Here is a 24,666-nt window from a genome sequence, read left to right as displayed (position 1 = left end):
AATATTTCACATCAAAAAACAAGGCCAGCTTTACAGCGGGCCTTGTTCTCAATCTTAGCATCGTTACGCGATGCCTCGTGTCCTATGCTTAATCTCCTGCTCTATCCTTAATTCAGATAGGTCATCGGATTTTCTGCTGAACCATTTTTCAAAATCTCAAAATGCAGATGCGTTCCTGTGGAACGTCCGGTATTGCCCATTACGCCAATGCTGTCACCCTTCTCCACCACTTGGCCAACATCCACACTGATGCTGTTCAAGTGACCATAAAGCGTTTCATATCCGTTACGATGGTTAATGATGATGACATTGCCATAACCGCTCTTCTGTCCTGCAAAAGTAACTACACCTTCATCTGCAGATTTCACATCGCGATTACCGACCAGATCGACACCTTTGTGCTGACGTCCCCAACGTTGACCGAAGCTGCTGCTCATCGTCGCATTGGATACGGGCCATGCAAACTGCCCTGTGCCTTCGCCAACCACTTTGGTTCCACTAAGCACAACTTCAGTCACAGCTGTTTTGAGAACTTCCTGACCCAGCCATTCTTCCCGAACGACTTCGCCGTTTTCTTTGGTGATGCGATACTGCATGTTTTTCAGCCCGCTTTGGCCTGGACGAACCACTTTCGTCGTACCTGCCTTCAGATCAGCGCTCTTACGTACCTCAACCTGAGGTTTCACTTCAATCTGCTCTACCACTTGTTCCACAGATTTAACCGTAATCGCTGGCTTCGGTACAGTGAGAGTCAACTCTTGTCCAATCTGGAGTGATGTCTCCTTGATGCCCGGGTTATGTTTGCGAATCTCGCTTTGCGTAATTTCATATTTGGCTGCGATGGAAGAGATCGTATCTCCTTCACGCACCACGTAGGTTACAGGCGCGTCTTTACCAACGGTTAAAGCTTTAACCGCCTCGGACACATCCCATATTTTATTTGGATCTGCCTTCACCGTATCTGTTGTTACATCTTCCTTGATGTCTACAGATTTTAACGTTGTGCTTGGGCCTTGATCCTTTTTAGAGGAGTTAGCTGATACCGACTTGGTCTTCAGTGAGCTTCGCACAGCCGATGCCGGTATGTATTTGCTCTGTACTTGCTGCAGGATCTTGTCTGCCGTTTCCTGATCCTTCACAATTCCGACAACTTCACCGTTTACTTTAAGCTCCACGCCTTTGGCATAAGCCGTTAACATGTTTCCCAGTTTGTCCAGCGTTTCCTCGCTGTTCACTTCCGGTTTATATGCTCTTACCGTCTCGGTTGTGATACCATCTGTGTTCAGCACCATATCCGCATCCGGATACTTAGCGCGGTATTCTTTCGTTTTTTCGGCAAACAGTTGCTGCAACTGTGCCTCGCTTGTAATCGTACCAATCTCGTTGCCTTTAACCATAACCTTATAATAAGGGACTGTATTTGAGGCTACATATTGTTTGACTCCAAATCCAACTGATACTGCAATTAGAATGCCACATGCTGTGGTAATGATCCATTTGCGCGATGACAGAATTCTTTTCTTATTTGAACTGAAGTTGGACATACTCATGCTGTTTTTGTCTTCGGCCGTCCGGTGTTCTCCGGATTGTTCGTGTACCCGGTGTTGATCCGGTTGGCGTTTGCCTCTGAAACCTTTCATGATTCTCTCCTTTTCAGCATTTCTTAATCCGCATGTTCTATCAGACATCACCTTCAGGTGAGTCTTATGCAAGTAAGCTTAATGTTATCATTATTGTAAAAGCAGGACTTTAGCTGCGCTCGTAAAAGTGTCAAAATTTTAACCTTTTATCACACCCGTATACTTTAACACAGGTTTTACAGTCATTTCAACTTTTATCATCACATCACAAAGCCGCGTCCTATCTGGTTTTCCTCAAATATCCATCGTTTGGAGCATATGTTCCATCCTCCATTATGCCTCAACTCCTACTGTACTATGTACTTTTTATCCCAATCTATGACTAGGTTCTAAGACCTACTAAATTACATTATAATTTTCATGTAAATACAAAAAAATCTTTCATCAGATCAACTCTGATGAAAGATTTAAATAATAGCTTTATTCGGTTCATGAAGGGGCAATCTCATCTACCCTAACCATTCATGATTCATTTTCTTATTTCTTGACTGCGCCTATGATAAAGCGCTTCTGCTGCAAGTCCCAGAATCCATATTGCTCCATCTCCAGATGGATCTGCCATAACGGTTCACGGAATCGGTCTATTGTAAAATCAGGAACCTGCCAAGGAATTGTCTTTAGATAATACACCAATGCTCCAATATCATAGAAACGTTGGAAAGGTGAAGCCTCATCCTGTTCCCAGATGTGGAAACCACTTTTCAGCAATTGATCAGCCGCAAAATCCAGCTCCCATCCAGCATAATCAGATGGCATCGGAATGCCTAATCGATCATTAATCTCTCGGCAATCAGACCAGCCAACCTGCTGTGTCAGGAACACTCCACCATCTGAAAGCACGCGCCAGACTTCTCGTGGATCATACGATTCATGCCGATTGAGGATTAAATCAAATTCCCCCTCTGCAAAAGGAAGCTGGGAATCATCCGTTACAGGATATACGTTTACACCTAAAGGGCTCAGACGTTCCTTCGCAACGGCTATGTTTGGAGTGTATCCTTCGGTTGCACAAGTGTATGAGGGTAAAGGAAGTAAACTCGACAGTACCTCGCCACCGCCTGTGCCCATATCCAGCATCCGCTTCGCATTCTGCATGCAACGCCGTGCCATCTCACCGTAAGACCAAGGAAGCCCGCCACTCTGCATCCGCTTGCTACCCGTAATATATCCAAAATCCCAACCATGAAAGGGCTGTTCTGCTTCCTGTAATCCTTGTTCAAACCGTCCCTTTATTTCAACAAGCTGTTCAGCCGACATCCTTGACGTTGTATTCGTTTTATTTATAGAACCTGTAGTATTAAATGTATTCATATTTATTAGGCCTCCAATAGTCCATTTTCATGCTCTTCTCCGATATCGGTACAGCGTACCTGTGGTACAAAGGCATGAACGGAGGGCCACGACTCCGCGGCATTGGAGCCTGTGCTAATGAGAGGTTCTGTTGTTATATATCGTGTTCTTTACGGTTCGTTCTCATATGTTCTTCCTCCTGAGTAGGTACGTTCTCTACTATTTCATGCAATTATATGGGAAACGAGTTGTGCATTTCAATAAGGATGTAACATTTCTCCAGTCTAGATTGTTGTCCTACTTGGAGGATGCGGGGCGAAAGAAGGTACAGCGCCCCTTCTTATTCCGCTTGTAGTACTTGCATCAAATCATCGTACTCTTCACTAGTGAGGTATTTCGAGATAACCTGCTCAATCTCTCGCAGTTCCTGCTCGGTCAATCCACCCTCCATTGCTCCTGAGATCTGTTGCATTTCCTTTTGGGGGAGCTTGTTCATCAACAGAGTGAAAATACGTTCTTTTTCCTCTGTCGGTAATTTATTTTTGGCGCCTGTAATGTCATCTGGTGTAACAACGATTGTATCATTACCCGTTGCATTGTCACTGTTCGTTCCTTGACTACTTGACGTATCACTTCCAGCCGCTGATCCATTGCCATCTAATGCTCCGTTTCCAGAATCACCACTCGTCCCTGCTCCACCCGTTTCATCGTTGCTAGATGTTCCAGAGTTCGTCTTTCCTGTGGCCTGATTCGATCCTTCTGGAATATCCTCCTTACCTTTGTCTACTCCAGCATTCCCCTCACTCGTACCGTTGCCCATCACCGAAATTGAATTCTCCGGAGCTTTTTCCTCTTCCGTTCCGGCCGGCTGATCTGTTGGCTTATTCCCGGGTTTATCTCCCTCGCTGGACTGCTTGCCCTGCTTACCTCCCAAGGCCCCCTGAAACATGCCCATCAGACCCATAGGCTGACCTTCCCACTGTATATTAAAGCTGGCAAGCAATGACTTGGCATACGATTGCACAATTAGACCTGTCGTAAGCAATGTCAGTGAACTGACCAGCAACACGATAAGTACCATTTTGACAAACCACATCAGCAACTTCATCTCTGTTTCTCTCCCTCCAATTTGCTCTCCCTCATCCAAGTGGATTTTGGGGGATAACCGACGTTATACAGGTTGAATCCATTTATACTTTGCATCGCAGTGCTCGTATACATATCATTCGTTCAACGTATATCTGTTAGCCAGTATTGACGGAAATCTCGGGATTATATCGAAACAGACACAAAAAACCTCCAGTCGCTGCTGAGTAGCAACAACTGGAGGGGAATTTAACAACCCAATATCAGTTTATACGTAGATTGGCAGAACCTGATTGGTCTGCTCACGGTTACGACCTACAGAGAAGATCGCGATCGGAATGCCTGTCAGCTCAGATACACGTTTTACGTAGTTCTGTGTGTTCACCGGCAGATCTTCCAGCTTCTTCGCTCCTGTAATGTCTTCGCTCCAACCTGGCATTTCTTCGTATACCGCTTCACATTCAGCCAGCATTTTGAGGCTTGCCGGATAGTGAGTGATAACTTCACCACGGAATTTGTAACCTGTGCAGATTTTCACGGTATCCAGGCCTGTCATAACGTCCAAAGAGTTCAAGGACAACCCTGTGATGCCACTTACACGACGAGCGTGACGAACAACCACACTGTCAAACCAGCCCACACGACGTGGACGTCCAGTTACGGTTCCGTACTCATGACCTGTCTCACGAATCTGGTCGCCAATCGCATCATGCAATTCGGTAGGGAATGGGCCGTCGCCTACACGAGTTGTGTAAGCTTTAGCTACGCCAATAACCTGCTGAATACGCGCCGGGCCAACACCGGAACCGATACATACACCGCCAGCAGACGGGTTGGACGAAGTCACGTAAGGATACGTACCTTGGTCAAGATCCAGCATCACACCTTGCGCACCTTCAAACAATACCTTTTTATTGTCGTCAATGGAATCATTCAGTACGACCGATGTATCTTTCACATAAGGACGAAGAATTTCTGCATAGCCGAGGTAATCCTTCAGAATCTCTTCGACATCAACCGGAGTGCCGTTATACACCTGCTCGATAACACGATTTTTCTCTTTAACCAGATGACGCAGCTTCAGTTCGAAGTCTTCTGCATCCAGCAGATCTACCATGCGGATACCGATTCGAGCAGATTTGTCCATGTAACAAGGGCCGATTCCTTTACCCGTTGTACCGATTTTGTTCGGGCCTTTGCTCTCTTCCTCCAGTGCATCCAGAACCATATGATATGGCAGAATGATATGTGCACGCTCACTAATGGACAAGTTTTTCGTTGTAAATCCGTTGTCATGAATATAATTAATTTCTTCGATAAGTGCCTTCGGGTTGATAACCATACCGTTACCAATCACACATGCTTTGTCTGTGTAAAAGATACCCGATGGAATCATCGTCAATTTATATTTTTTGTTATCGATCAGAATCGTATGGCCTGCATTGTTACCTCCTTGGTAACGAGCAACCACATCAGCGCTCTCCGCCAAATAATCCGTGATTTTACCTTTTCCTTCGTCTCCCCATTGCGTTCCCACTACAACTACCGTTGACATAGTTAACATACCTCCGTGGGTGCCTTGCGCACCTTTGTATTGGTCTGTCCGTCCTCTATCCCGGCAGGCATGTTACGCAATAAACCGACTGAGAAGCGTGCTAACGGACAGTAAAGAATGTCCTTCCGTTACATTCAAGGGAAGGTTTGCGCTGCTTTAACGCAGCAATATTAGTGTACCAGTCCCCTTTTTCAAAGTCAAATGAAATGGCGAACAATTATAAATGGCATTTGATTAATGTTCGGAATTATGGCCGTATTTCACAGTAAAAAACCGGTGATTCCAGTCTTGTTCACCTTGACTGCATTCACCGGTACTTTTACATTTGCTATTCATTCACGGTATATATGGTGTAAATCCTGATATTCGACCGTACTATTCTCCGATTACTGGCTGTACCGGATAGGCTGCATACCTCTTTTCAGCGTATAGCAGTCTATCCCTTACATCGCGAAGGCATCATTATGTGCCCTCTCATAATTGACGAATTTATTAAAGTTTTTCAGGAAAACCAGTTCCACCGTACCTACCGGACCGTTACGCTGTTTGGCAATAATGATCTCGATAATATTTTTTTTCTCGGTATCCTGGTTATAATAGTCATCCCGGTACAGAAACGCTACAATGTCGGCATCTTGCTCGATCGAACCCGATTCCCGCAAGTCACTCATCATCGGACGCTTATCCTGACGTTGCTCAACCCCCCGGCTGAGCTGAGACAAGGCAATAACTGGAACTTCCAGTTCCCGGCCAATCTGCTTCAGTGTACGTGAGATCTCGGATACCTCTTGTTGACGGTTCTCTCCGGCTTTACCACGTCCACTGATCAATTGAAGGTAGTCGATCAGGATCATACCCAGACCTTTCTCCTTCTTCAAACGGCGGCATTTGGCCCGAATATCGGCTACCGTGATACCAGGTGTATCATCGATATAGATATTTGCTTCGTTGAGAGCAGCGATGCCCATCGTCAGCTTCTGCCAATCTTCATCCCCCTTAAATTCTCCTGTACGGAGAACTCCGGCATCCAGATTGGCTTCCGCACAGATCATCCGTTGTACAAGCTGTGCAGCGGACATCTCCAGACTGAAGATCGCTACTGTTTCTTGTGCCCGGATGCCTACATTCTGAGCGATATTCAGAGCAAAGGCCGTCTTACCTACGGATGGGCGTGCCGCAACGATGATCAAGTCACTGCGCTGGAATCCAGCCGTCATCTTGTCCAAATCGATAAAGCCGGACGGAATCCCGGTTGTTGTCCCCCGGTTCTGATGCAACGTTTCGACTTTATCGAATACTTCCATGAGTACATCCTGGATCGCAATAAAACCACTGCTGGAGCGTCTATTGGAAATTTCCAGAATACGCCGTTCAGCCTCACCGAGCATACCGGCGACATCTTCGCCACCTGTATATCCTTCACTCACGATCTGTGTTGCTGTACGAATCAGACGACGAAGCATCGATTTCTCTTCGATAATCTGTGCATAATAATCCACGTTGGCCGCTGTAGGCACACCGTGAGCAAGCTTGGCAAGGTAGCTAACACCACCAATGTCCTCCAGCTCGCCTTTATCCTTCAGACGCGAAGTCAGTGTAACAAGGTCAATCGGTTGATTTTCCTCACCCAGCTGAATCATCGCTTCATAGATCAATTGATGGGGCTTATCGTAGAAATCCTCGGTCTGTACCCGTTCCATCGCTGTAATCAGAGCTTCGCCCTGCAACAGGATTGCACCCAGCACAGCCTGTTCGGCCTCTAGGTTCTGCGGAGGAACCCGGTCGAATAACATTTCGCCGCCCATCTTACTCCTCCGTTACCTGTACCTTCAAGGTTGCCTTCACTTCAGGGTGAACCTTGACGGTCACTTGCGTTACACCGAGCGTACGGATCGGATCATCCAGCTCAATTTTGCGCTTGTCTATTTTCAGGCCCTTTTTGGACAAAGCTTCCGCAATCTGTTTGCTCGTAATCGCACCGAACAGACGGCCACCCTCACCCGCTTTTGCCTTGAGTTCCGTTACTTCTGCCTCCAGCTTCTTCGCAAGTGCTTCAGCTTCGGCTTTCTCTTCCTGCTTAAGTCTTTCTTCAGCTGCCTTCTGATTGTCCAGTGTCTTCATGTTACCCTCCGTTGCCGGACGCACAATTCCCCGTGGCAACAGAAAATTCTGTGCATAACCCTCAGATACTTCCTTCACTTGCCCTTTCTTGCCTTGACCCTTCATATCTTTTATAAAAATGACTTTCATTCGAATAACCCCTCTTCCTTTTCGATTTCAGCCAGGACGTTCATCAGCCGTTTCTCCGCTTCTCCCAGCGTTCCTTCAAGTTGCACGGCAGCATTTGTTAAGTGACCGCCGCCACCTAATCGTTCCATAACAACCTGAACATTCATGCGGCCCAGTGATCTTGCACTGATGCCAATCAATCCATCCGTACGCTCACTTATGACAAACGAAGCGACCACGTCGGTCATGTTCAGTAATGTGTCCGCCACCTGGGCGATCATCATCTGTGAGATCTTGTTGCCAGGGCCAGTGACCGCCAGAGCAATGTTCCCATATACCATTTTAGCATGCTTTATGATTTCTGCCTTAGCAATATATTCTGACAGATCCTCTTTCATCAGCTTCTGGACCATAATGGTGTCTGCACCGCTACGACGAAGGAAGCCCGCTGCTTCAAACGTTCTGGAGCCGGTATGCAGTGCAAAATGCTTCGTATCCAGCGTTATACCGGCAAGTAGGGCCGTTGCTTCAAGCGGAGTAAACTGTACCTTTTCGTGAATATATTGCAGAAGTTCTGTCACAAGTTCAGCGGCAGATGACGCGTAAGGCTCCAGATAGATCAATACTGCATCATTAATAAATTCCTCACCACGGCGATGATGATCCACCACGACCACACGCGTTGCGGATTGCACCAGCTTAGGTTCCATCGTCATGGATGCCTTATGGGTATCTACAACAACCAGTAGTGTATGTTCGGTCATCATCTGCGTGGCCATCTCTGGCGATACCAAAGCTTTGGACAGCTTCTCGTCCTTGTTTACCTGTTCCATCAACCGTTCAATAGAGGGATTCACCCCGTCCAGCACAATGCGAGCCTCCACATTGTACAGACTCGCGGCCTTCCACACCCCAATGGATGCACCGATGGCGTCCATATCCGGCATTTTATGCCCCATGATGAGTACGCGATCACTCTCCTGCATCAAATCACGGAGTGCGTGAGCAATAACTCGTGCTCTGACACGCGTTCGCTTCTCCACCGCATTCGACTTTCCACCGTAAAAGGACAAGCGCTGGCCCGACTTCACGGCTGCTTGATCACCGCCGCGTCCAAGTGCCATATCCAAACTCGATTGTGCCAGTTCTCCCATCTCGCTGATACTGTCCGAACCAGATGCAAGTCCAACACTTAGCGTCATCGGCACTTTCAGATCGGCTGTCATCTCCCGAACCTCGTCCAGAATAACAAACCGACTCTGCTCAAGCTCCTGCAGGGACCTATGATTAAGCATCATCAAGTAACGATCGGATGACAGACGACGGAGATAAACCCCATACTGCTTAGCCCAAGCTGTAATCTCACTAGCGACTCGTGCGATCAGCGCTGTACGTTGCTGGTCATCCATACCTTGAGCAGCCTCATCCAGATTGTCCAGGACGAGAATACCCAGCGCGATACGTTCATTCTCATATTTATCGCGAAGTATAGCTAACTCGGTGATCTCATACACATATACATACCGCTCCTGCGGATTGTGGATCACGCCGTAATACCGGTCATCCAGTTGAAACTCATCATGGAATTCCTTGGGTGAAGGCTCTTTCGATCCATCCTTATCCTTCTTCTCCTTCGGTTGGGGAAGATGGGGAAACAGGTTAAGCAGTGAACTTCCGACTACGGTCTTCTCATGGAACATCTCCGCAACAAAGCGGTTATGCCACTCTATTGTACGGTCTTCGCTGTACAGCACGATTCCGAATGGAAGCATGCTGACTGCCTCGCCCTCCATACGTTTAATACGAATGGTAAGACCATTAATGTAGTCGTTAAGCTCGCGGCGAAAAGCGAGCTCTGCCTTGATCATGACGATTCCCAGCGCCGAAGCCAGTATCAGACTAATCAAACCAAGCGTCCAGTTATAGATGGTAACCAACATCACGAGTAGCAACAGCAGTATGAACGCCCAGACGGTATAATAGCCGTGCCAGCGTTTCTTTAGAAATTTAGGCATGACTCATCACCCTATCGTTTTGATTTCGATATTGCCTCACGGATCGGGAACGCCAGATCAATAATGCCGACAATACGGAGCGGACCAATGAAAAACACTGCCGCACCCAATAAAAATGGAAGAACCGGATTCCATCTTCTAATATGTGAGAGGAAGAAGAAGAAACCGATGGCCTGAATCATAAAACCTAGGTTAATTAATGGAGACAGGTTCATCGCAATCATCTTCCAATACGATCCGTCATTTTGTCTGGAGACCACCTCAATAATTAATGCAAGGAAATAATACCAGATCAATGCGCGTGGCATGCGCCATTCTCGTGCAGGAGGAAGCTTGGATACGTTTAAACCCATAACACTCAGAATTGGACGAGCAATGATGTGTGTAATGAATGCCATAACCATCGATGTAACGACAAGCGCAAAAGGGATCATTAACTGGGTCTGTTTGGCAACATCTTCAGTCATCTCAGGGGTCCAAACAAAGCCATTAATCATCTGACTTGATGAATTGGTAAGCGGTTCGATGGTTAGCTGAACCACATCTTTGATATAACTGGACAGATCGAATTGGAAAATCAGACTTCCTATCAAGAGTAACAGCAGATACTCGGCCAGCATCGTTCCGGCACCTGTCATTAAAGCAAACAATGCCGATTTTTGTTTCTTATATGCGTGACCCATAACGATGGCCGGCAATATTAAGATCAACATAAATAACAGATAAATCGGGTGAACCATAACCAAAATAATAGCAACAGGCGCAAGATGCAAAATAAAGGATCTTACAGGTAGTGAGGCATACAAAATAACTCCCGGAATCATCACAAAAAATATAGAGAGTACCGATAACGGAGTTAACAGCGAAAGTATCAGAAGTAAAAGTACTGCACTCCAGACAGCTGATTTAAAGCTAAATTTCAACAAATTCACCTCTTACGCATATGATCTTCGAGCGCGGAAATATCCTGGTACCAGTCTTCAAGCTGGTGACCTTCCTGTTTGTGCTTTTTCAACTTCTCAACTAGCAGTGCATCCAGATCCTTAAACGGAATACCGAGCCTTCGGCCCAATATGTAACTGCTCATCATTAAACTGGCAAGACTATCTCCGATTCGAATCGTGCTGCCTTCCCATAATGCTTTGAATAATCGGGATACCTGATCAAGTACTTCGGTTTTCAGCCATTCAATCACTTTAGCACGTTTGGCTACATCCAGTTCTTTAGGCATTTGGCGAAAGTCACTCTCCCCGAAAAAGCTTTATTCTCGATTATAGCATAAAAAGGGGGCTGGCAAAATTACCCCAAAAAGCGCAGAAATCTCCGAAACTCCATGTCAGGTACGATGCCGAGCCCCGCACGTCTTATTCTTATATATTAGTAATAATCGCTGTCATTATCCCTGTCCGTTCATCATTTTGAAAAGAGTTCAACTTATTTCGCCTTCATGGACTCCTTGGCTACAATTCCTTCACAGTATTCGATGATCTGACTACGTCTCACAATGCCGATAAAACGCTCCATGTCATCCACGACCGGCACAAAATTCTGCACCTTAGCCAGATTAATTAAGTCCTCCATATTGGCATTAATAGATACCGGCTTAATATCGAGCCTTAGCGGAACATCTTTTAGCAGAAATTTTGAAGCGTTTTCAAACGATATCTTTCCCTCCGCATTTTTCATATACCACAATAGATCGCCTTCCGTAACCGTACCAATATATTTGCCTTCCTTATTCAAAATAGGCACTGCTGTAAACCGATGATACTCCATCCGTTCCAGCGTTTGCCGCAGCGTAGAGTCCGACGTCACACATGTAACCTCTTGTTTGGGCAGCAAAAAAAATGCGATGTTCATACCCTTGTATGTCCTCCTTGTTTATTTCTACTTCCAACATGCTCGCTCAACTTATATTATACGCTATAGAACGAAGGATGTTCCAAAAGGATGAAGTTCTTACACAATGAAAAGTCTCACACAAAGAAAAAAAAGCAGCCCGCTCATTAAACGTACTGCTGATCGTTGTGTAAGACAACCCATCTGTATGGAGTTAACTATTCAATCTTTTGCCGCTCAGGAATCATGACTTCACCGGCTGGGGTCGATTGATCCATCCAGTTTTTAATCAGTTCTTTGGCATATTCAACATCTTTCTTATCTGCACGGCCATAATAAATGCCGTTTTTACGCATGCCTTCGCTCAAAATCGTGAAGCTGGAAACCTGCGGTTTCTCCTGTGTCAGAACCTGCTTCGCCAGATCGATAATAAAGGTTGGCTGCATGTCGGTCTGAAAGTTATTACCCATGATCTGAAACAGCTCAGGGATCTTCGCAATCTGATTTACATTCAACATCTTGTCTGCAAAAGCATTCAGGAAAATTTGCTGCCGATTCGTGCGGTTAAAATCACTGTCTTCACGGTATCTCACGTAATAAAGTGCTTCCTGTCCGTCATAGATCGGTTTGCCGCCTTTAATCGTGAACTGCTCATGATTTGGATCTTTGTTCACGATATCCTTATCAATCGGCAGTGATATGCCCCCAAGGGCATCAACCACCTTTTTGATCCCCTGAAAGTTAATCGTTGCGTAATAACCTACGTCGGCATCAAGGAACTTCTCCACCGTATTGATGGACATATTCTCCCCGCCGAAGGCATAAGCATGCGCAATTTTGTCGTAATCATCCGTCCCGTCCTTATCCGCATCTCTTCCTACGATCTGTACATATGTGTCACGTGGAATAGATACAAGCAGCACTCGGGATTCCTTTGGGCGAACAACAGCATAGATGACTGCATCCGAACGTCCGCGTGACTTCTCATAGTCTCGTTTATCGGAGCCCAGGAGCAACACAGAGAATGGTTCTTTGCGATATACCGTTGGATCAGGCGTTTTATTGCCTTCCTGCGGCACATAAGAATGTGTGAGTTGTGCTTCCACCGTATCAGCCAGAAACATGTCAAATGCGGCTACAGCGAGCTGCTGACGGAAAACATAACCCCCAATGATCAAAACGACAAGGGATATGAGTGTTATATATAGGCCTTTGCGACTTTTCTTCTTCTTTTCCTTAGTTCTGCTTTTCATCCATCGATTCCTTCTTCACTCTCAAAATTGAAAATCATTACTACCCATTAAACGCGGGTAACGTCTGATGACACGCAGTTCTCCAATCTTTTATTTCTTTAGAGCTGGAGCAGCGCTGATGCTCGTTCTATTGTAATCATTCCTGAATGATGAAAAGTTACAATCGGGTTAAATTGAAAAGAACAGCAACTCCTTTTTTGGTTACAAAAGGTTCACTGTTCTTCCGATACTTTCGAATTTCTTCCTGTGTTACGACGACTCTAGCGCCCCATCGGCATTCTGCTGCTTCTCTTTTTGACGAAGACGTCCAGTAACAAGGGCAACGACTAGCGTCAGTACGCTAAAAATAACAGCCGACCAGAACAGCCCGTTGTAACCTTGGCCTGTCGTTTGATGTACGGCCTGAAGCAAGGTTTCTCGTATATTCGCATCTGGAATCTTCGATAATCCCGCCATCAGACTGGAGAGATCATTTCCCGATGCTCCTCCTGAAGCATATTGCTCAAGCGTGGCTGGCGGGATTTCTATTCCCCGATCTGCCAGACCTGACTGGATATTTGAACCGAGGTTAGTAAACGAACGTGCTAGAAATCCGGCAAAGATCGTCGGCGCAATGGCCATAGCCATCTGACGGAACAGGGAGCTTGTTGCTACCGCGATCCCTTTATTGTTCTCACCTGCCTGTTCGGTAACCAGAACGTTGACCGGTGCACCTAGCATCATGCCAAAACCTATACCGACAAGGGTACTGGCAATGACAAACTGCCAGATATGCTCTACCCACAGCGGGAACAACAGAAATCCGATCGCAGAGAGCAAGCCCGCCATAGATAACGTCCAGATCGGACCTTTGCGGTCAACGAGGTATCCCCCTCCACCTGCTCCAATGCCTGAGGCCAGCGCAAGCGGCGTAAACCAATATCCAGAGGCTGTGCTCGATACACCCAGATATTGCTCGACAAAACCGGGAATGAAAATGACGGAGGCCAGAATGGCCCCAGAGAAAAAGGCAATGAGCAGCGTCCAGCGGAAGGATGCGATGCCAAGCAATTTTGTGGAAACGACCGGTTCACGGTCAGACCCTTCCAATCTTTTTTCCATAAAATAAAAGATCACCAGCACAGCTACACCCGCCAAAAAGAAGCTATAGAACATCGGTGAAGCCAGGCTTTGAAGCATATTTACACCGTCCAGATTGCTGAAGCTGTACATCAGACTCAGTACGCCCAATGTTAAGACCGCTATGCCGCTCCAGTCGACAGCTGCCCGGCTGAGCTCCTGTTCTTCCTGGATATAACGGATGCCGGCAATGAACAGCAGGATTGCAATCGGTACGTTGATAAGAAACAGCCAGTGCCAGTTCCCGGTAACATCAAGAATAAACGCGCCGATATTAGGTCCAAGAATGGCTGCAATGCCGTTCATACCTCCCAGAAGGCCAAGAGCGGTACCCTGCCGCTGAGCAGGAAATTTGCTAAGTACATATGAGCTTGCAATGATGAATATCCCGCCACCACCAAGTGCCTGAATGACTCTGGCAATCAGGAAAAATGTAAACGAAGTACTGAGTGCAACAAGAAGTGATCCAATCCCAAACAAAGCGACCTCGATGAGAAACAGTTTCTTGCGTCCAAAACGGTCCGACAGCTTTCCCGCAATCGGTACGCTGATGGCAAGTCCAAGTGTGTACAGTGTAATCGTCCATGCACCCCACGTTGGCGATACACCGAACGAAGCATTTAACGTAGTAAGCGACGATGTAATAATTCCGTTATCCAGTGCAGCCATAAATACACCTACAGCAAAGAGAATCAATGGCCATTTCATTTCTTTTTGCATTCGAAGTCCCTCCCAATCTGATCTTGTTTCTCCCTCTTGTCGGTACACAATTGTCGGCTCACATTGATATTTATATAAACCTGAATAAATAGTAATGACTCACTGGTCATTTTAAAATAAAGCGAGTCTATATGTCAATTGATGAATATATTTAGATACTCAAATGTATAATATTAGCATTTCATTTTAAATGATGAATATCTCTGTCTGCTGATCCGAAAAAAGAGGTTGTGCTCCAATCCCCTAGGGAATCAGAGAACAACCTCAGCTCTAATTACTTCATTAAATGACGGTTCAGGAACTTCTCCATAGCGCGGTAGAGATCCAGTCGGTTCTCCACATTGGCGAAGCCATGACCTTCATTCATTTTCAACATATAAGGTACATCTACTCCACGTTTACGCAACGCTTCGACAATCTGATCAGACTCTGCCTGTTTGACACGCGGATCATTGGCACCCTGAACAACCAATAATGGTGCTTTCATCTGATCGACATGGAAGAGTGGTGAGATTGCGGTAAGCAGCTCTTTGTCTTTCACGGGATCACCTACACGCTCATAAAACAGAGTGCGCATCGATTCCCAATAAGGCGGCAGTGAGTCGAGCAATGTAAAGATGTTGGATGGACCTACATAGCTAATCCCGGCAGCATATACGTCAGGCGTGAAGGCTAGCCCAGCCAGGGCTGCATAACCTCCATACGAACCACCATAGATCGCTACTCGCTTCGGATCAACTGTACCTTCTTTCACCAGCCAGTTTACACCATCCGTGAGATCATCCTGCATCGCTTTACCCCACTGTTTATTACCAGCCTCCAGGAACTTCTTGCCGTAACCTGTTGATCCTCGGAAATTCACTTGCAGTACAGCATATCCACGACTCGCCAGAAACTGAACGTCTGGGATATATCCCCATGAATCGCGAGCCCACGGTCCACCATGCGGAAGAACAACCAGTGGAAGTTCAGAAGCTTTGGCACCTTGTGGTAGCGTTAGATACCCCTGAATGTCCAGACCATCACGAGACTTGAATGTAATTGGTTTCATATCTGCCATTTTGGTCTCGTCAATCCATGGAGCCGTATCGGCCAGCTTATCGAGCTTGCCTGTTTTTGAATCGTAGAAATAATACGTGCCCATCGCTTTGTCACTGTAAGCCATAAAGAGTACCTGCCCATTATCACTTGTGCTTACAATGCTAACCTCTTTACCAGGTACCTCGGCTTTGATATCTTGCATTAGTGTCTTGAATTCGTTGTCAAAATACTCATAGTTGACCTTGTCTGTCTCATAGACTACTGCGAGTATCTTTCCTTTTTCTTTGGAAGGAATAACATTGCTGACATCCACATCCTTGTTTTCAAAAAGAGTTTTGATCACCTTTTTGGTTGCTGGATTGTACTCCACAATAGCCATCTTGTCTTGCTCCAGATTAGAGACAGCATACATGTTTTTGTTGTCGCTAGTAAACATGAATGGAGCAAAAGTATCTCCCAGATCCGTTGTGATCAGTGGCTGGAACGGCTGATTCTCGGCCTCACGGTACATCAAGGAAGATACATTGCCATCACTGGATACGGCCACTCTGATTTTCCCTTCATGGTCTGTCATCCAGCCTGTAATATTACCCGGATTCTCGGCAGCAAGCACCGCTTCACCTGTTTTGATATTGATACGGTATACGTCAAAAATTTTCGGGTCACGTTTATTCATGCTCACCAAAATCTCATCTGGAATATTCTCCAAAGAATCGACGAGCACAGCTCTTGTGTTTGGATATGGCGTCAGATCTTTGCTTTTTTTGCCATCGATATCTGTAACATACAGGTGATAGTTCTCATCTCCGGCCGCATCCTTGAAATACAGCAGTTTGTCATTGGTTGCCCATGCAAACCCCGCAATACTCCGATCCGTTTCACTTGTAATACGTACAGGCTTATCTTGACCATTTGCCGTAACCACGATGTTCATTCGATCGTTCCACGGCTCCATGTAAGCCAAATGTTTGCCATCTGGGGACATTTGGAAACCTGCCTGAGCTGGCTGTTTGAAGAAGTCCTCAAGCGGTGTGAGCCCTGCTTTCTTCACATCAAGCCCCAGCGCAAGATACAGCGCGCTCGCAAATTCCCCATGCGTCACTGCTTGTTTCGCATGAAATGCACTACCTTCGATAATGAAATGTTGTTTAACTCGAACAGCATCATTCGCATGTACAGCCGGGATTTGGTCGGCATCACTATAAACTACCTGGATCCCGTTATCTTTCAGTTCAAATGCACGTGTAAACAAAGAGGCCATCTGAGCACGTGTGAGCGGAGCATCTGGTGCATAACCTTTAGCTTTACCTTGAATGAGTCCACCTTGTTTCAACGCATAGATGGCTGGTGCAGCAGTATCATCCGGCGAAATGTCTGCAAAGCCTGTAAGGGTTGCCGGAGCATCCAGTTCAAGCACACGTTGCAAAATAATTGCAGCCTCTGCACGAGTAATAGGTGTTGCTGCTTCTTTCACTCCGTCCGTGGTACCGTCTATGTATCCCAGTTGTTGCAGGGTCTGTGTTGCCTTGGAAACAATCGATTCCGAGACAGCTGCCGTAGGTTTGACTGCTTCGGCCGCCTGTACGGCAGGCTGAATTAAGGCAATCGACATGGCCATAGACAGCGTAAGTGCATACACTTTTTTGCTAATCGAGTTCAAATGTTTTCCTCCTTATAAGTGAATTAAAAGATAATCGATCTATACATATCCTATTTTACTATGATTATCCATATAGTAACAGCGGCAACTCTCCTTGACACGGGTAGTATGTTTAATTTACTTTTGTGTTTGAAAATCCATAATTCATCAGCTTGCGTGTTTCAATGAAACGGCCTTCCCGTGTATCTGTCCCAAATACAACTGAAATTAGCCGCTTGCCATCCCGCTCAGCTGTTCCAACGAAGTGATAACCGCTATCCTCATCATATCCGGTCTTTAACCCGTCATTGCCATCATATGCATAAGGACCGCCAATTGAAGACAACATCCAGTTTGTATTGCTCATATAGATGCCTTTCTGGTGCAAGGATACTTGCATTAGATTGGAGATTTTAAGAATCTCGGGGTGATGGTTGAGCAAATATCTCGCAAGCTTGCAAGCATCCATTGCTGTCATCAATGTTTGTCCCTGGATATCCTGCGGGCGGTTAGGACCGAGCAGAGTCTCGCTTAGACCTGTGGAGTTAGTGAAATAAGTATCCCCCGACAAGCCTATCTCAGCTGCCTTCTGATTCATCCGTTGAACAAATTGATGCTCTGAACCGCTAATGTGCTCTGCCAAAGCAATTGCAGCATCATTGGCAGAGTATACTGCCACCACCTGGAATAGCTCCTGAACAGTGAATCGGTCCCCCTGTTTGAGCGCAAGTTGATTGCCCCCAACAGAGCTGGCATACAGGCTTACATTCACTGGGTCATCCCAACGAATATCACCTTTCATCGCCGCTTCCATCACCAGTAACTCGGTCATTAACTTGCTGACACCTGCAGGAGCAATCTCCTCAGAGCCGTTATACTCCATGAGTACCTGTTCCGAATTCATATCCATCAAAACGGCCGATTCCGCTTTAATGCCTGGTTTACCAACCAGCATGTCCGGTTTTACTCCCAAATATATTATTATTAATAAAGTGAATAGCATTCCTGCCCGTTTCCACCATATTTTCATCGATTCATCACCTCTTACTTATATAGACGTAGCGAAGAGGCATTTTGTCTGCACTTTTTTGAGAAAAAATTAATTTTTTTTTATTTTTTGGTTACAAAAAAAACATGGACTCCATACACCCCATATCAGAGTGTTGAAATCCATGTTTAGTTCATCATTTAAAGTAACCTTTTTTTGAATGGAAGGCACTTTAACATAAGTCAGATGAAGAAATTTATTGATTACTGAGCAACCACTGGTTTATCTGCATTTACAGCCAGATCGTTCAGGTAGACGCCTGTTCCATCACCAATCGCATAATTCATTACACGTTTGTTAACAGGAGCTACCACGGCACGATACAACGTTGGGAATACTGGAACTTCATCCACCATGTATTGTTGCCATTCATTATAGATCTCTTTACGTTTCTCTACATCAAACGCTTCAGCAGAGACACCACGTGCCAGCAATTTGTCATTCTCTTCACTGGAGAAACGCGGGAAGTTATAGAGTGCATCACGTCCATACAGACCTGATGGGTCTACGTCAATACCAACACCCCAAGCCGCTTGATACACATCTACATTTGGATCATCTTTACCTGTGTTACCTACACGGTCATAGAAGTTGTTAAACTCGATCATTTCCAAGTTTACTTTCAGACCGATCGCTGCCCAAGATTGAACATAGTAACGTGCGAGCGGCTCAGCAGTGTCGCCACCTGTCATGGAAATAAAATTGATCTCAAGTGGTGAACCGTCTGGCTTCGTACGGAATTCTCCGTCCAGTTTGTAGCCAGCTTCGTCAAGCAATTTCTTTGCAGCTTCCGGATCATACTTCACACCTGGATTGTTGGAATCATGGAATTCAGGGTGAGAAGGTGGAATCAATGTTGTTGCATTCCAGCGAAGACCGTTGTAGAAACGTTTACCTACTTGGTCATTATCTACAGCCATCCACATTGCTTTACGCAGGTTTTTATCGCCCATTTTTGCGTCAGGATTGGATTTAACTTTATTGTTTTCAGCGTCCCACGTTCCCAGCTTGAAGCCGATGTACGTATACGCACGGTCAATTGCACCCAGGAATTCTACATTGGAGAGGTTAGCATTATCTTTATACTGATCTGTCGGGAAGGCATCTACCAGATCTACTCCGCCAGATTTCAGCTCTTGAACAACCGTTGTCGGGTTGATTACTTTCAGTGTCACTTTATCCAGTTTCGGTGCTCCACGCCAGTAGTCATCGTTTTTAACATACGTTACAGACTCACCTGGAGTAATGGTCTCTACTTTAAACGGACCAAAACCGATTGGCTTTTCACGTACTTCTTTGGAAGAAGACATTTTCGCTACATCCATGCCACCAAAGATATGTTTCGCCAATGGATATGTCCATACGCCGCCTGTCAGCAGGGATGGCGTTGACTCTTTATAGGTAATACTGATTTTTTTATCACTCAACACTTTAATTCCTGAGATTGTTTTTGCTTTTCCAGCATGAAACTCTTCCATACCAACAACACTCGTGAACTTGGAATCATAACGCGGACCATCATAGCCTTTGCTACCAATAACTTCATAAGCAAACTGCAAATCTTCAGCCGTTACCGGCTTGCCATCATGCCAGTTTACATTGTCACGAATTGTGAGTGTAAACGTTTTTCCATCTTCAGAAGTTTCATATGTTGCTGCACCATCATTGGTGTAGACATAGTCTTTGTCCCAAGTCAGCAAAGGTTCGTCAAACCATTGCAGAACTTGTACATCCGGGTTACCAGAGTAGAAGTTGTAGTTCAATGTTCCTTCGAAAGCAGTATCCGATACGAGACCAAAGGTAAGTGATCCACCTTCAATAGCTGTACCTTCATTCTTTTTGACATTGCTGAAATCTTCTATGGAGTAAACGCCCTCTTCTTTTGCGGATTTCTCCTCTGTTTTTCCTTCTTCTGTTTTTGCTCCCGGTGCAGGATCAGCTGCCTCTTTCTCGGAGCACGCCGCAAGCGCCAATACAAAGACCAGCATCATCGTGAAAAATAGTCCTCGTGAAAATAATCCCTTTTTCATGAACCTTTCCTCCCTTTTTTTTAACCTCTTCTTTGTCTTGCATCCGTCGCACGTTTCAAGGCCTGTCCGACATTATTTATACTCAACATCAATACCAGGATCAGCAGTGATGCAGGTAGCCATATCCACCATCTGTATTCCAGGGTTTGCGGATTGCGTGCATAACTTACGAGTGTCCCCAGACTTGGTGTACTTTCCGGAAAACCAAATCCCAAGAAAGACAGCCCGGATTCAAGCCCAATATTGGCTGCGAGGTTCAATGTCATCGTAACGATGATAATTGAACTCAGGTTGGGAAGAAGCTGCGATACAATAATTTTAAAGTGAGAAGATCCAAGTGTTTTGGATGCTTTAATATACTCGAGTTCACCCTCCTGAAGTGCCTTGGATCGAATCAATCTGGCGATTCCCATCCATAGGAAGGCGGTCATAATGAGTGAGAATGAAATGATATTGTATTTCGGTACAGCTGTTACAAATGCGATAACCATCATTAGGAAAGGCAGGATCATGAAAAAGTCCACCACACGCATGAACATATTATCGATCATGCCGCCGAAATATCCCGAAAGTACACCAACCAGAATACCGATGAATCCAGTCATTATAGTAACCAGAATACCGATGGTTAACGAGTTTCTCGTCCCAATTACAAGCTGACCAAATACATCTCGTCCACCATAGTCTGTTCCCAGCCAGTATTGTGCCGATGGCGGCTCATACAGTGCAAACAAGTCGACTTTAACAATGTCGTCCTGATTTAGAATCATAGAGGTTCCATATACAAGAAGGATGACAAGCCCCAGAAATATGAGCGAAACGAGGGCTACTTTGTCCCTGGCCAGTTCTCGCCATAAGATACTTAAGCTGGAAGGACTTTTATCAACTTTCTGTGAAGTTACAACAACATCATTGGCCTTGCTCATCTGTTTTCACCCCGAAATCTTCAAGTTCTTACTTAATGCGAATACGCGGATCGACCAATCCCAGAATAATATCAGACAGCAGTGAGCCTAAAATCGTAGCAATTCCGTATAGTAATACGAGCGCTGTGACTACACTGAAATCCCGTAATGAGATGGAATTTAGGAACAACTGTCCCATACCTGGATAGCTGAATATACTTTCAATAAAGATGGTTCCGCCGATCAGCCCCGTAATCTCATACCCGAAAAATGCAGCAATCGGCAACAGGGAGTTTCGCAAAATATGTCTGTTGTAGATCCGGGATTCCGAAGCACCTTTGGCTCTCGCCGTGAGTACAAATTCTTTGTGTTTGATATCAATAATCTCACTGCGTAAATACTGTACCGTGGATACGGTGGAGATTAAAGCCATCGATAAGGCTGGCAGAAGCAAATGCTGAATCTTGCTTATGACATATTCGAATGTTCCTGGCGTAAGCCCTGGTGCTACACTTCCCCCGGTCGGGAACCAGCCAAAACGGAAACCAAAAATCCAGACCATGACCAGAGCGAAAATAAACAGCGGTGCTGCAAAACCCAGGTACGTATATCCTGTAATTAAACGGTCAGACCAAGTGTCGTTATAACGACCACTGATAATACCGAGTGGGATAGCAATAAGATACGTAAGGATGAGTGTTGCTAAAGCAAGCCAGAATGTATTGGCAATTCGTTGACCAATAAGGTCTGTTACTGGCATTTTGAAACGGAAGGATTGTCCGAAATCACCCATAGCAGCATGTCTGATCCAGTCCCAATACTGTATGTACCATGGATTGTTCAGCCCCAGTCGTTCACGCTGCTCTTCCAGCGCTTTGGGATCAATACTTGGATCAAGCAGTCCCGTCAACGCGTCACCTGGCATGGCTTTGGCCATCAGGAAGACCAGAATACTGAGCAAAATAACTTGAGGAATCATTATAAATATTCGGCGTACAATAGTTTTCCACATATGGCTTTCAACCTTTCTGAGGTAAAGCTACCCGGTGAGTATCGGAAATAGATTGGAGCGAATAAGCAAGCCCTTCCTCATCGAAGAAATTGCGGTATGAGTTCTCATACTCGGATTTGATCTGCTGTCGGAAAGCTATCATTTCCTCACGTTTGGTCGGGTCCATATCCGGAATCGCTGCAATAAGACGTTTAGTATAGATATGCTGGGGATTTTCAAAAATATCGTTTGTTGTCCCTTGTTCCACATATCGACCTTTATACATAATTCCGATCTGGTCGCACATATGGCGAATAATGCCCAGATCATGGCTAATAAACAAATAAGTCAGATTCAGTTCCTTCTGGATCTCCTGCATGAAGTTGAGCACTTGGGCTTGTACAGACACATCAAGTGCAGATACAGGTTCATCAGCGATGATCAGTTTTGGCTTGAGTGCAATCGCACGAGCAATTCCAATCCGTTGGCGCTGTCCCCCCGAAAATTCATGTGGATACTTGTAGATAGACTCTGGACTTAATCCTACCTTCTCTAGCAAGTTACCAACCTGCCTCTTCTCTTCTGTTGCCGTTAGTCGCTCATAGTTTCGGAGAGGCTCAGCAATGATGTCCATAACGCGCTTCTTCGGATTAAGAGAGGAGTACGGATCTTGGAAAATCATCTGTACATCTCGCTGAAGCTGGCGATCTTTGCGTCGTTCTTTGGTCAAATCCCTGCCATTAAATAAAATTTTGCCATCGGTCACATGATTCAGACCAATCACAGCTCTGCCTGTTGTTGTCTTGCCCGAACCGGATTCTCCAACAAGTCCGTAAGTCTGGCCTTCTTCAATGGAGAAGCTGACATCGTCAACAGCCTTGACACTGCCAATCTCCCGTTTCAGTAATCCTCCGCGAATCGGAAAGTGTATTTTGAGTCCTTCTACTTCAAGTAGTGCCATTATGTTATTCCTCCTCCGCTTGATCAGGGAAATGAAAGTGCTGATAGCAGGTACACCTTACGAAGTGTCCTGGTGCAATTTCATGCATCTGCGGGTTATCTTCATGAGCTGAGTCACTGATCCATGGAATACGAGCCTTGAATCGGCACCCCTGCCGAGGAAGATTTTTAAGAGAAGGCACAATGCCTTGAATGACATGTAATTTAGATTTTTCTTCACTGAGAGTGGGAATGGAATTCAGCAATGAACGTGTATACGGATGCTTTGCATTGCTCATCAACGTGACGATATCTGCAATTTCAACAATTTCACCTGCATACATAACAGCTACGCGATCAGCCATCTCAGCCACTACACCTAAATCGTGTGTAATCAAGATAATACCTGCATTAATCTCTTTCTTCAGGTCCCGGATTAGCTCCAGGATCTGCAGCTGGATGGTAACATCAAGTGCTGTCGTTGGTTCATCAGCAATTAATAGTTCTGGTTTGTTAGCAATCGCAATCGCGATGACAATTCTCTGTCTCATGCCACCAGATAATTCGTGGGGATATTGCTTATATATTTGTTCGGGACGTGGAATCCCTACCTGGTTCAATAAGTGAATAACCTTGTCTCTCTTTTCTTTGGAGGACAGCCTCGGTTGATGAAGTGTAAGAATCTCTTCGATCTGTTCACCTATGATCATTAGAGGGTTAAGTGCGGATAGTGGATCCTGAAAAATCATGCCCATTTCTTTTCCGCGTAGTTTGTTTAATTTGTTAGGGGAGATGTTCGCGATATCTTGCCCTTTGTAGAGAATCTGGCCTTCGATTTTGGCTTTGTTATGCAATCCCATTAGAGAAAATGCAAATGCACTTTTACCTGATCCTGATTCGCCCACAATTGCCAATACTTCATTCTTCTTAACCTTAAGATTAACGTGATCAACTGCTGCATAATAATTATCTTCAATTCTGAATGATGTCGTTAAGTCTCTGACTTCCAATAGCTCATTATTCAAATCAATCACCCTAACCCCGTTATTTCCGCAGACTGTATTCGTAAGTAGAAGAATGCATCCACTGTATATTTCCATGTTCTTCAATAAATTGAACAAAAGTGTATACAACATACCTTATCGTTAACAGAATCAAGATTATAGTCTTCAATTTAAACCATTGGTCAATTAATGTTGATAATTCCTACAGGAATTATACATACAAATAATTACTGTAATCATACGTGTAATTTTAGTTAACGTCAATCATTATTTTGAGATTTTTGGAATAAATGTTTACTAAACTACAGTTCTGGGTAATAGTT

At 45.2% G+C, this 24,666-nt stretch carries 19 protein-coding genes; all 19 read right to left on the bottom strand.

Going from position 1 to position 24,666, the window contains the following annotated elements:
• Positions 1-107: 107 nt before the first annotated feature.
• The 19 genes from AB4Z30_RS23005 to AB4Z30_RS22915 all read right to left on the bottom strand — a co-directional run bounded on the left by AB4Z30_RS23005 (position 108) and on the right by AB4Z30_RS22915 (position 24,364).
• Positions 108-1,640, bottom strand: coding sequence for a peptidoglycan DD-metalloendopeptidase family protein (locus AB4Z30_RS23005; RefSeq protein WP_441929780.1), 1,533 nt, complete (start codon positions 1,638-1,640; stop codon positions 108-110).
• Positions 1,641-2,117: 477 nt separating this feature from the next.
• Positions 2,118-2,897, bottom strand: coding sequence for a class I SAM-dependent methyltransferase (locus AB4Z30_RS23000; RefSeq protein ID WP_441929820.1), 780 nt, complete (start codon positions 2,895-2,897; stop codon positions 2,118-2,120).
• Between the two features lie 373 nt (positions 2,898-3,270).
• Positions 3,271-4,038 carry a hypothetical protein gene (locus AB4Z30_RS22995; protein ID WP_441929779.1) on the bottom strand — a complete coding sequence of 256 codons (768 nt, stop codon included), beginning with the start codon at positions 4,036-4,038 and terminating at the stop codon, positions 3,271-3,273.
• A gap of 246 nt (positions 4,039-4,284) precedes the next feature.
• Positions 4,285-5,571: an adenylosuccinate synthase gene (locus AB4Z30_RS22990; RefSeq protein ID WP_441929778.1), complete on the bottom strand. Its 1,287-nt coding sequence runs from the start codon at positions 5,569-5,571 to the stop codon at positions 4,285-4,287.
• Positions 5,572-6,014: 443 nt separating this feature from the next.
• Positions 6,015-7,376, bottom strand: coding sequence for a replicative DNA helicase (gene dnaB / locus AB4Z30_RS22985; RefSeq protein WP_434748673.1), 1,362 nt, complete (start codon positions 7,374-7,376; stop codon positions 6,015-6,017).
• A gap of 1 nt (position 7,377) precedes the next feature.
• Entirely contained in the window at positions 7,378-7,821 is a 444-nt protein-coding gene (gene rplI / locus AB4Z30_RS22980; RefSeq protein WP_154960424.1) for a 50S ribosomal protein L9, read from the bottom strand.
• Positions 7,818-9,815, bottom strand: a complete 1,998-nt coding sequence (locus AB4Z30_RS22975; RefSeq protein WP_441929777.1) for a DHH family phosphoesterase — start codon at positions 9,813-9,815, stop codon at positions 7,818-7,820. The genes rplI and AB4Z30_RS22975 overlap by 4 nt, the downstream gene beginning before the upstream one ends.
• 11 nt (positions 9,816-9,826) lie before the next feature.
• Complete coding sequence (locus AB4Z30_RS22970; RefSeq protein WP_441929776.1) at positions 9,827-10,747, bottom strand: DUF2232 domain-containing protein; 921 nt, start codon at positions 10,745-10,747, stop codon at positions 9,827-9,829.
• Entirely contained in the window at positions 10,744-11,046 is a 303-nt protein-coding gene (locus AB4Z30_RS22965) for a MazG-like family protein (protein WP_090923575.1), read from the bottom strand. Before AB4Z30_RS22965 ends, AB4Z30_RS22970 begins: the two co-directional genes overlap by 4 nt.
• A gap of 203 nt (positions 11,047-11,249) precedes the next feature.
• Complete coding sequence (locus tag AB4Z30_RS22960) at positions 11,250-11,675, bottom strand: CBS domain-containing protein (protein WP_441929775.1); 426 nt, start codon at positions 11,673-11,675, stop codon at positions 11,250-11,252.
• Positions 11,676-11,872: 197 nt separating this feature from the next.
• A complete protein-coding gene (locus tag AB4Z30_RS22955; RefSeq protein WP_441929774.1) occupies positions 11,873-12,907 on the bottom strand; it encodes an LCP family protein in 1,035 nt (344 codons plus the stop codon).
• Positions 12,908-13,156: 249 nt separating this feature from the next.
• Positions 13,157-14,746 carry an MFS transporter gene (locus AB4Z30_RS22950; protein WP_441929773.1) on the bottom strand — a complete coding sequence of 530 codons (1,590 nt, stop codon included), beginning with the start codon at positions 14,744-14,746 and terminating at the stop codon, positions 13,157-13,159.
• A gap of 274 nt (positions 14,747-15,020) precedes the next feature.
• Positions 15,021-17,447, bottom strand: coding sequence for a S9 family peptidase (locus AB4Z30_RS22945; RefSeq protein WP_441929772.1), 2,427 nt, complete (start codon positions 17,445-17,447; stop codon positions 15,021-15,023).
• Positions 17,448-17,559: 112 nt separating this feature from the next.
• Positions 17,560-18,456, bottom strand: coding sequence for a D-alanyl-D-alanine carboxypeptidase family protein (locus AB4Z30_RS22940; protein WP_441929771.1), 897 nt, complete (start codon positions 18,454-18,456; stop codon positions 17,560-17,562).
• Between the two features lie 221 nt (positions 18,457-18,677).
• Positions 18,678-20,504 carry an oligopeptide ABC transporter substrate-binding protein gene (locus tag AB4Z30_RS22935; protein ID WP_441929770.1) on the bottom strand — a complete coding sequence of 609 codons (1,827 nt, stop codon included), beginning with the start codon at positions 20,502-20,504 and terminating at the stop codon, positions 18,678-18,680.
• A gap of 20 nt (positions 20,505-20,524) precedes the next feature.
• Positions 20,525-21,430, bottom strand: a complete 906-nt coding sequence (locus AB4Z30_RS22930) for an ABC transporter permease (RefSeq protein ID WP_441929769.1) — start codon at positions 21,428-21,430, stop codon at positions 20,525-20,527.
• A gap of 28 nt (positions 21,431-21,458) precedes the next feature.
• Positions 21,459-22,421 carry an oligopeptide ABC transporter permease gene (opp4B, locus tag AB4Z30_RS22925; RefSeq protein ID WP_441929768.1) on the bottom strand — a complete coding sequence of 321 codons (963 nt, stop codon included), beginning with the start codon at positions 22,419-22,421 and terminating at the stop codon, positions 21,459-21,461.
• 7 nt (positions 22,422-22,428) lie between these two features.
• Positions 22,429-23,361, bottom strand: coding sequence for an ABC transporter ATP-binding protein (locus tag AB4Z30_RS22920; RefSeq protein WP_441929767.1), 933 nt, complete (start codon positions 23,359-23,361; stop codon positions 22,429-22,431).
• Positions 23,362-23,365: 4 nt separating this feature from the next.
• A complete protein-coding gene (locus tag AB4Z30_RS22915; RefSeq protein ID WP_441929766.1) occupies positions 23,366-24,364 on the bottom strand; it encodes an ABC transporter ATP-binding protein in 999 nt (332 codons plus the stop codon).
• Positions 24,365-24,666 lie beyond the last annotated feature (302 nt).

The organism is Paenibacillus sp. 2TAF8, assembly GCF_052114825.1.
In the GTDB taxonomy this organism is placed as follows: Bacteria; Bacillota; Bacilli; order Paenibacillales; family Paenibacillaceae; genus Paenibacillus.
The sequence above is the reverse complement of the archived record's forward strand: the minus strand, read 5'-3'. Positions and strand labels throughout refer to the sequence as shown.

What these genes read in the sequence shown, in the direction of transcription:
- AB4Z30_RS23005 (WP_441929780.1), bottom strand. Translation starts at nt 1,640, where the DNA reads ATGAAAGGTTTCAGAGGCAAACGCCAACCGGATCAACACCGGGTACAC.
- AB4Z30_RS23000 (WP_441929820.1), bottom strand. Translation starts at nt 2,897, where the DNA reads ATGTCGGCTGAACAGCTTGTTGAAATAAAGGGACGGTTTGAACAAGGA.
- AB4Z30_RS22995 (WP_441929779.1), bottom strand. Translation starts at nt 4,038, where the DNA reads ATGAAGTTGCTGATGTGGTTTGTCAAAATGGTACTTATCGTGTTGCTG.
- AB4Z30_RS22990 (WP_441929778.1), bottom strand. Translation starts at nt 5,571, where the DNA reads ATGTCAACGGTAGTTGTAGTGGGAACGCAATGGGGAGACGAAGGAAAA.
- dnaB (WP_434748673.1), bottom strand. Translation starts at nt 7,376, where the DNA reads ATGGGCGGCGAAATGTTATTCGACCGGGTTCCTCCGCAGAACCTAGAG.
- rplI (WP_154960424.1), bottom strand. Translation starts at nt 7,821, where the DNA reads ATGAAAGTCATTTTTATAAAAGATATGAAGGGTCAAGGCAAGAAAGGG.
- AB4Z30_RS22975 (WP_441929777.1), bottom strand. Translation starts at nt 9,815, where the DNA reads ATGCCTAAATTTCTAAAGAAACGCTGGCACGGCTATTATACCGTCTGG.
- AB4Z30_RS22965 (WP_090923575.1), bottom strand. Translation starts at nt 11,046, where the DNA reads ATGCCTAAAGAACTGGATGTAGCCAAACGTGCTAAAGTGATTGAATGG.
- AB4Z30_RS22960 (WP_441929775.1), bottom strand. Translation starts at nt 11,675, where the DNA reads ATGAACATCGCATTTTTTTTGCTGCCCAAACAAGAGGTTACATGTGTG.
- AB4Z30_RS22955 (WP_441929774.1), bottom strand. Translation starts at nt 12,907, where the DNA reads ATGAAAAGCAGAACTAAGGAAAAGAAGAAGAAAAGTCGCAAAGGCCTA.
- AB4Z30_RS22950 (WP_441929773.1), bottom strand. Translation starts at nt 14,746, where the DNA reads ATGCAAAAAGAAATGAAATGGCCATTGATTCTCTTTGCTGTAGGTGTA.
- AB4Z30_RS22940 (WP_441929771.1), bottom strand. Translation starts at nt 18,456, where the DNA reads ATGAAAATATGGTGGAAACGGGCAGGAATGCTATTCACTTTATTAATA.
- AB4Z30_RS22935 (WP_441929770.1), bottom strand. Translation starts at nt 20,504, where the DNA reads ATGAAAAAGGGATTATTTTCACGAGGACTATTTTTCACGATGATGCTG.
- AB4Z30_RS22930 (WP_441929769.1), bottom strand. Translation starts at nt 21,430, where the DNA reads ATGAGCAAGGCCAATGATGTTGTTGTAACTTCACAGAAAGTTGATAAA.
- opp4B (WP_441929768.1), bottom strand. Translation starts at nt 22,421, where the DNA reads ATGTGGAAAACTATTGTACGCCGAATATTTATAATGATTCCTCAAGTT.
- AB4Z30_RS22920 (WP_441929767.1), bottom strand. Translation starts at nt 23,361, where the DNA reads ATGGCACTACTTGAAGTAGAAGGACTCAAAATACACTTTCCGATTCGC.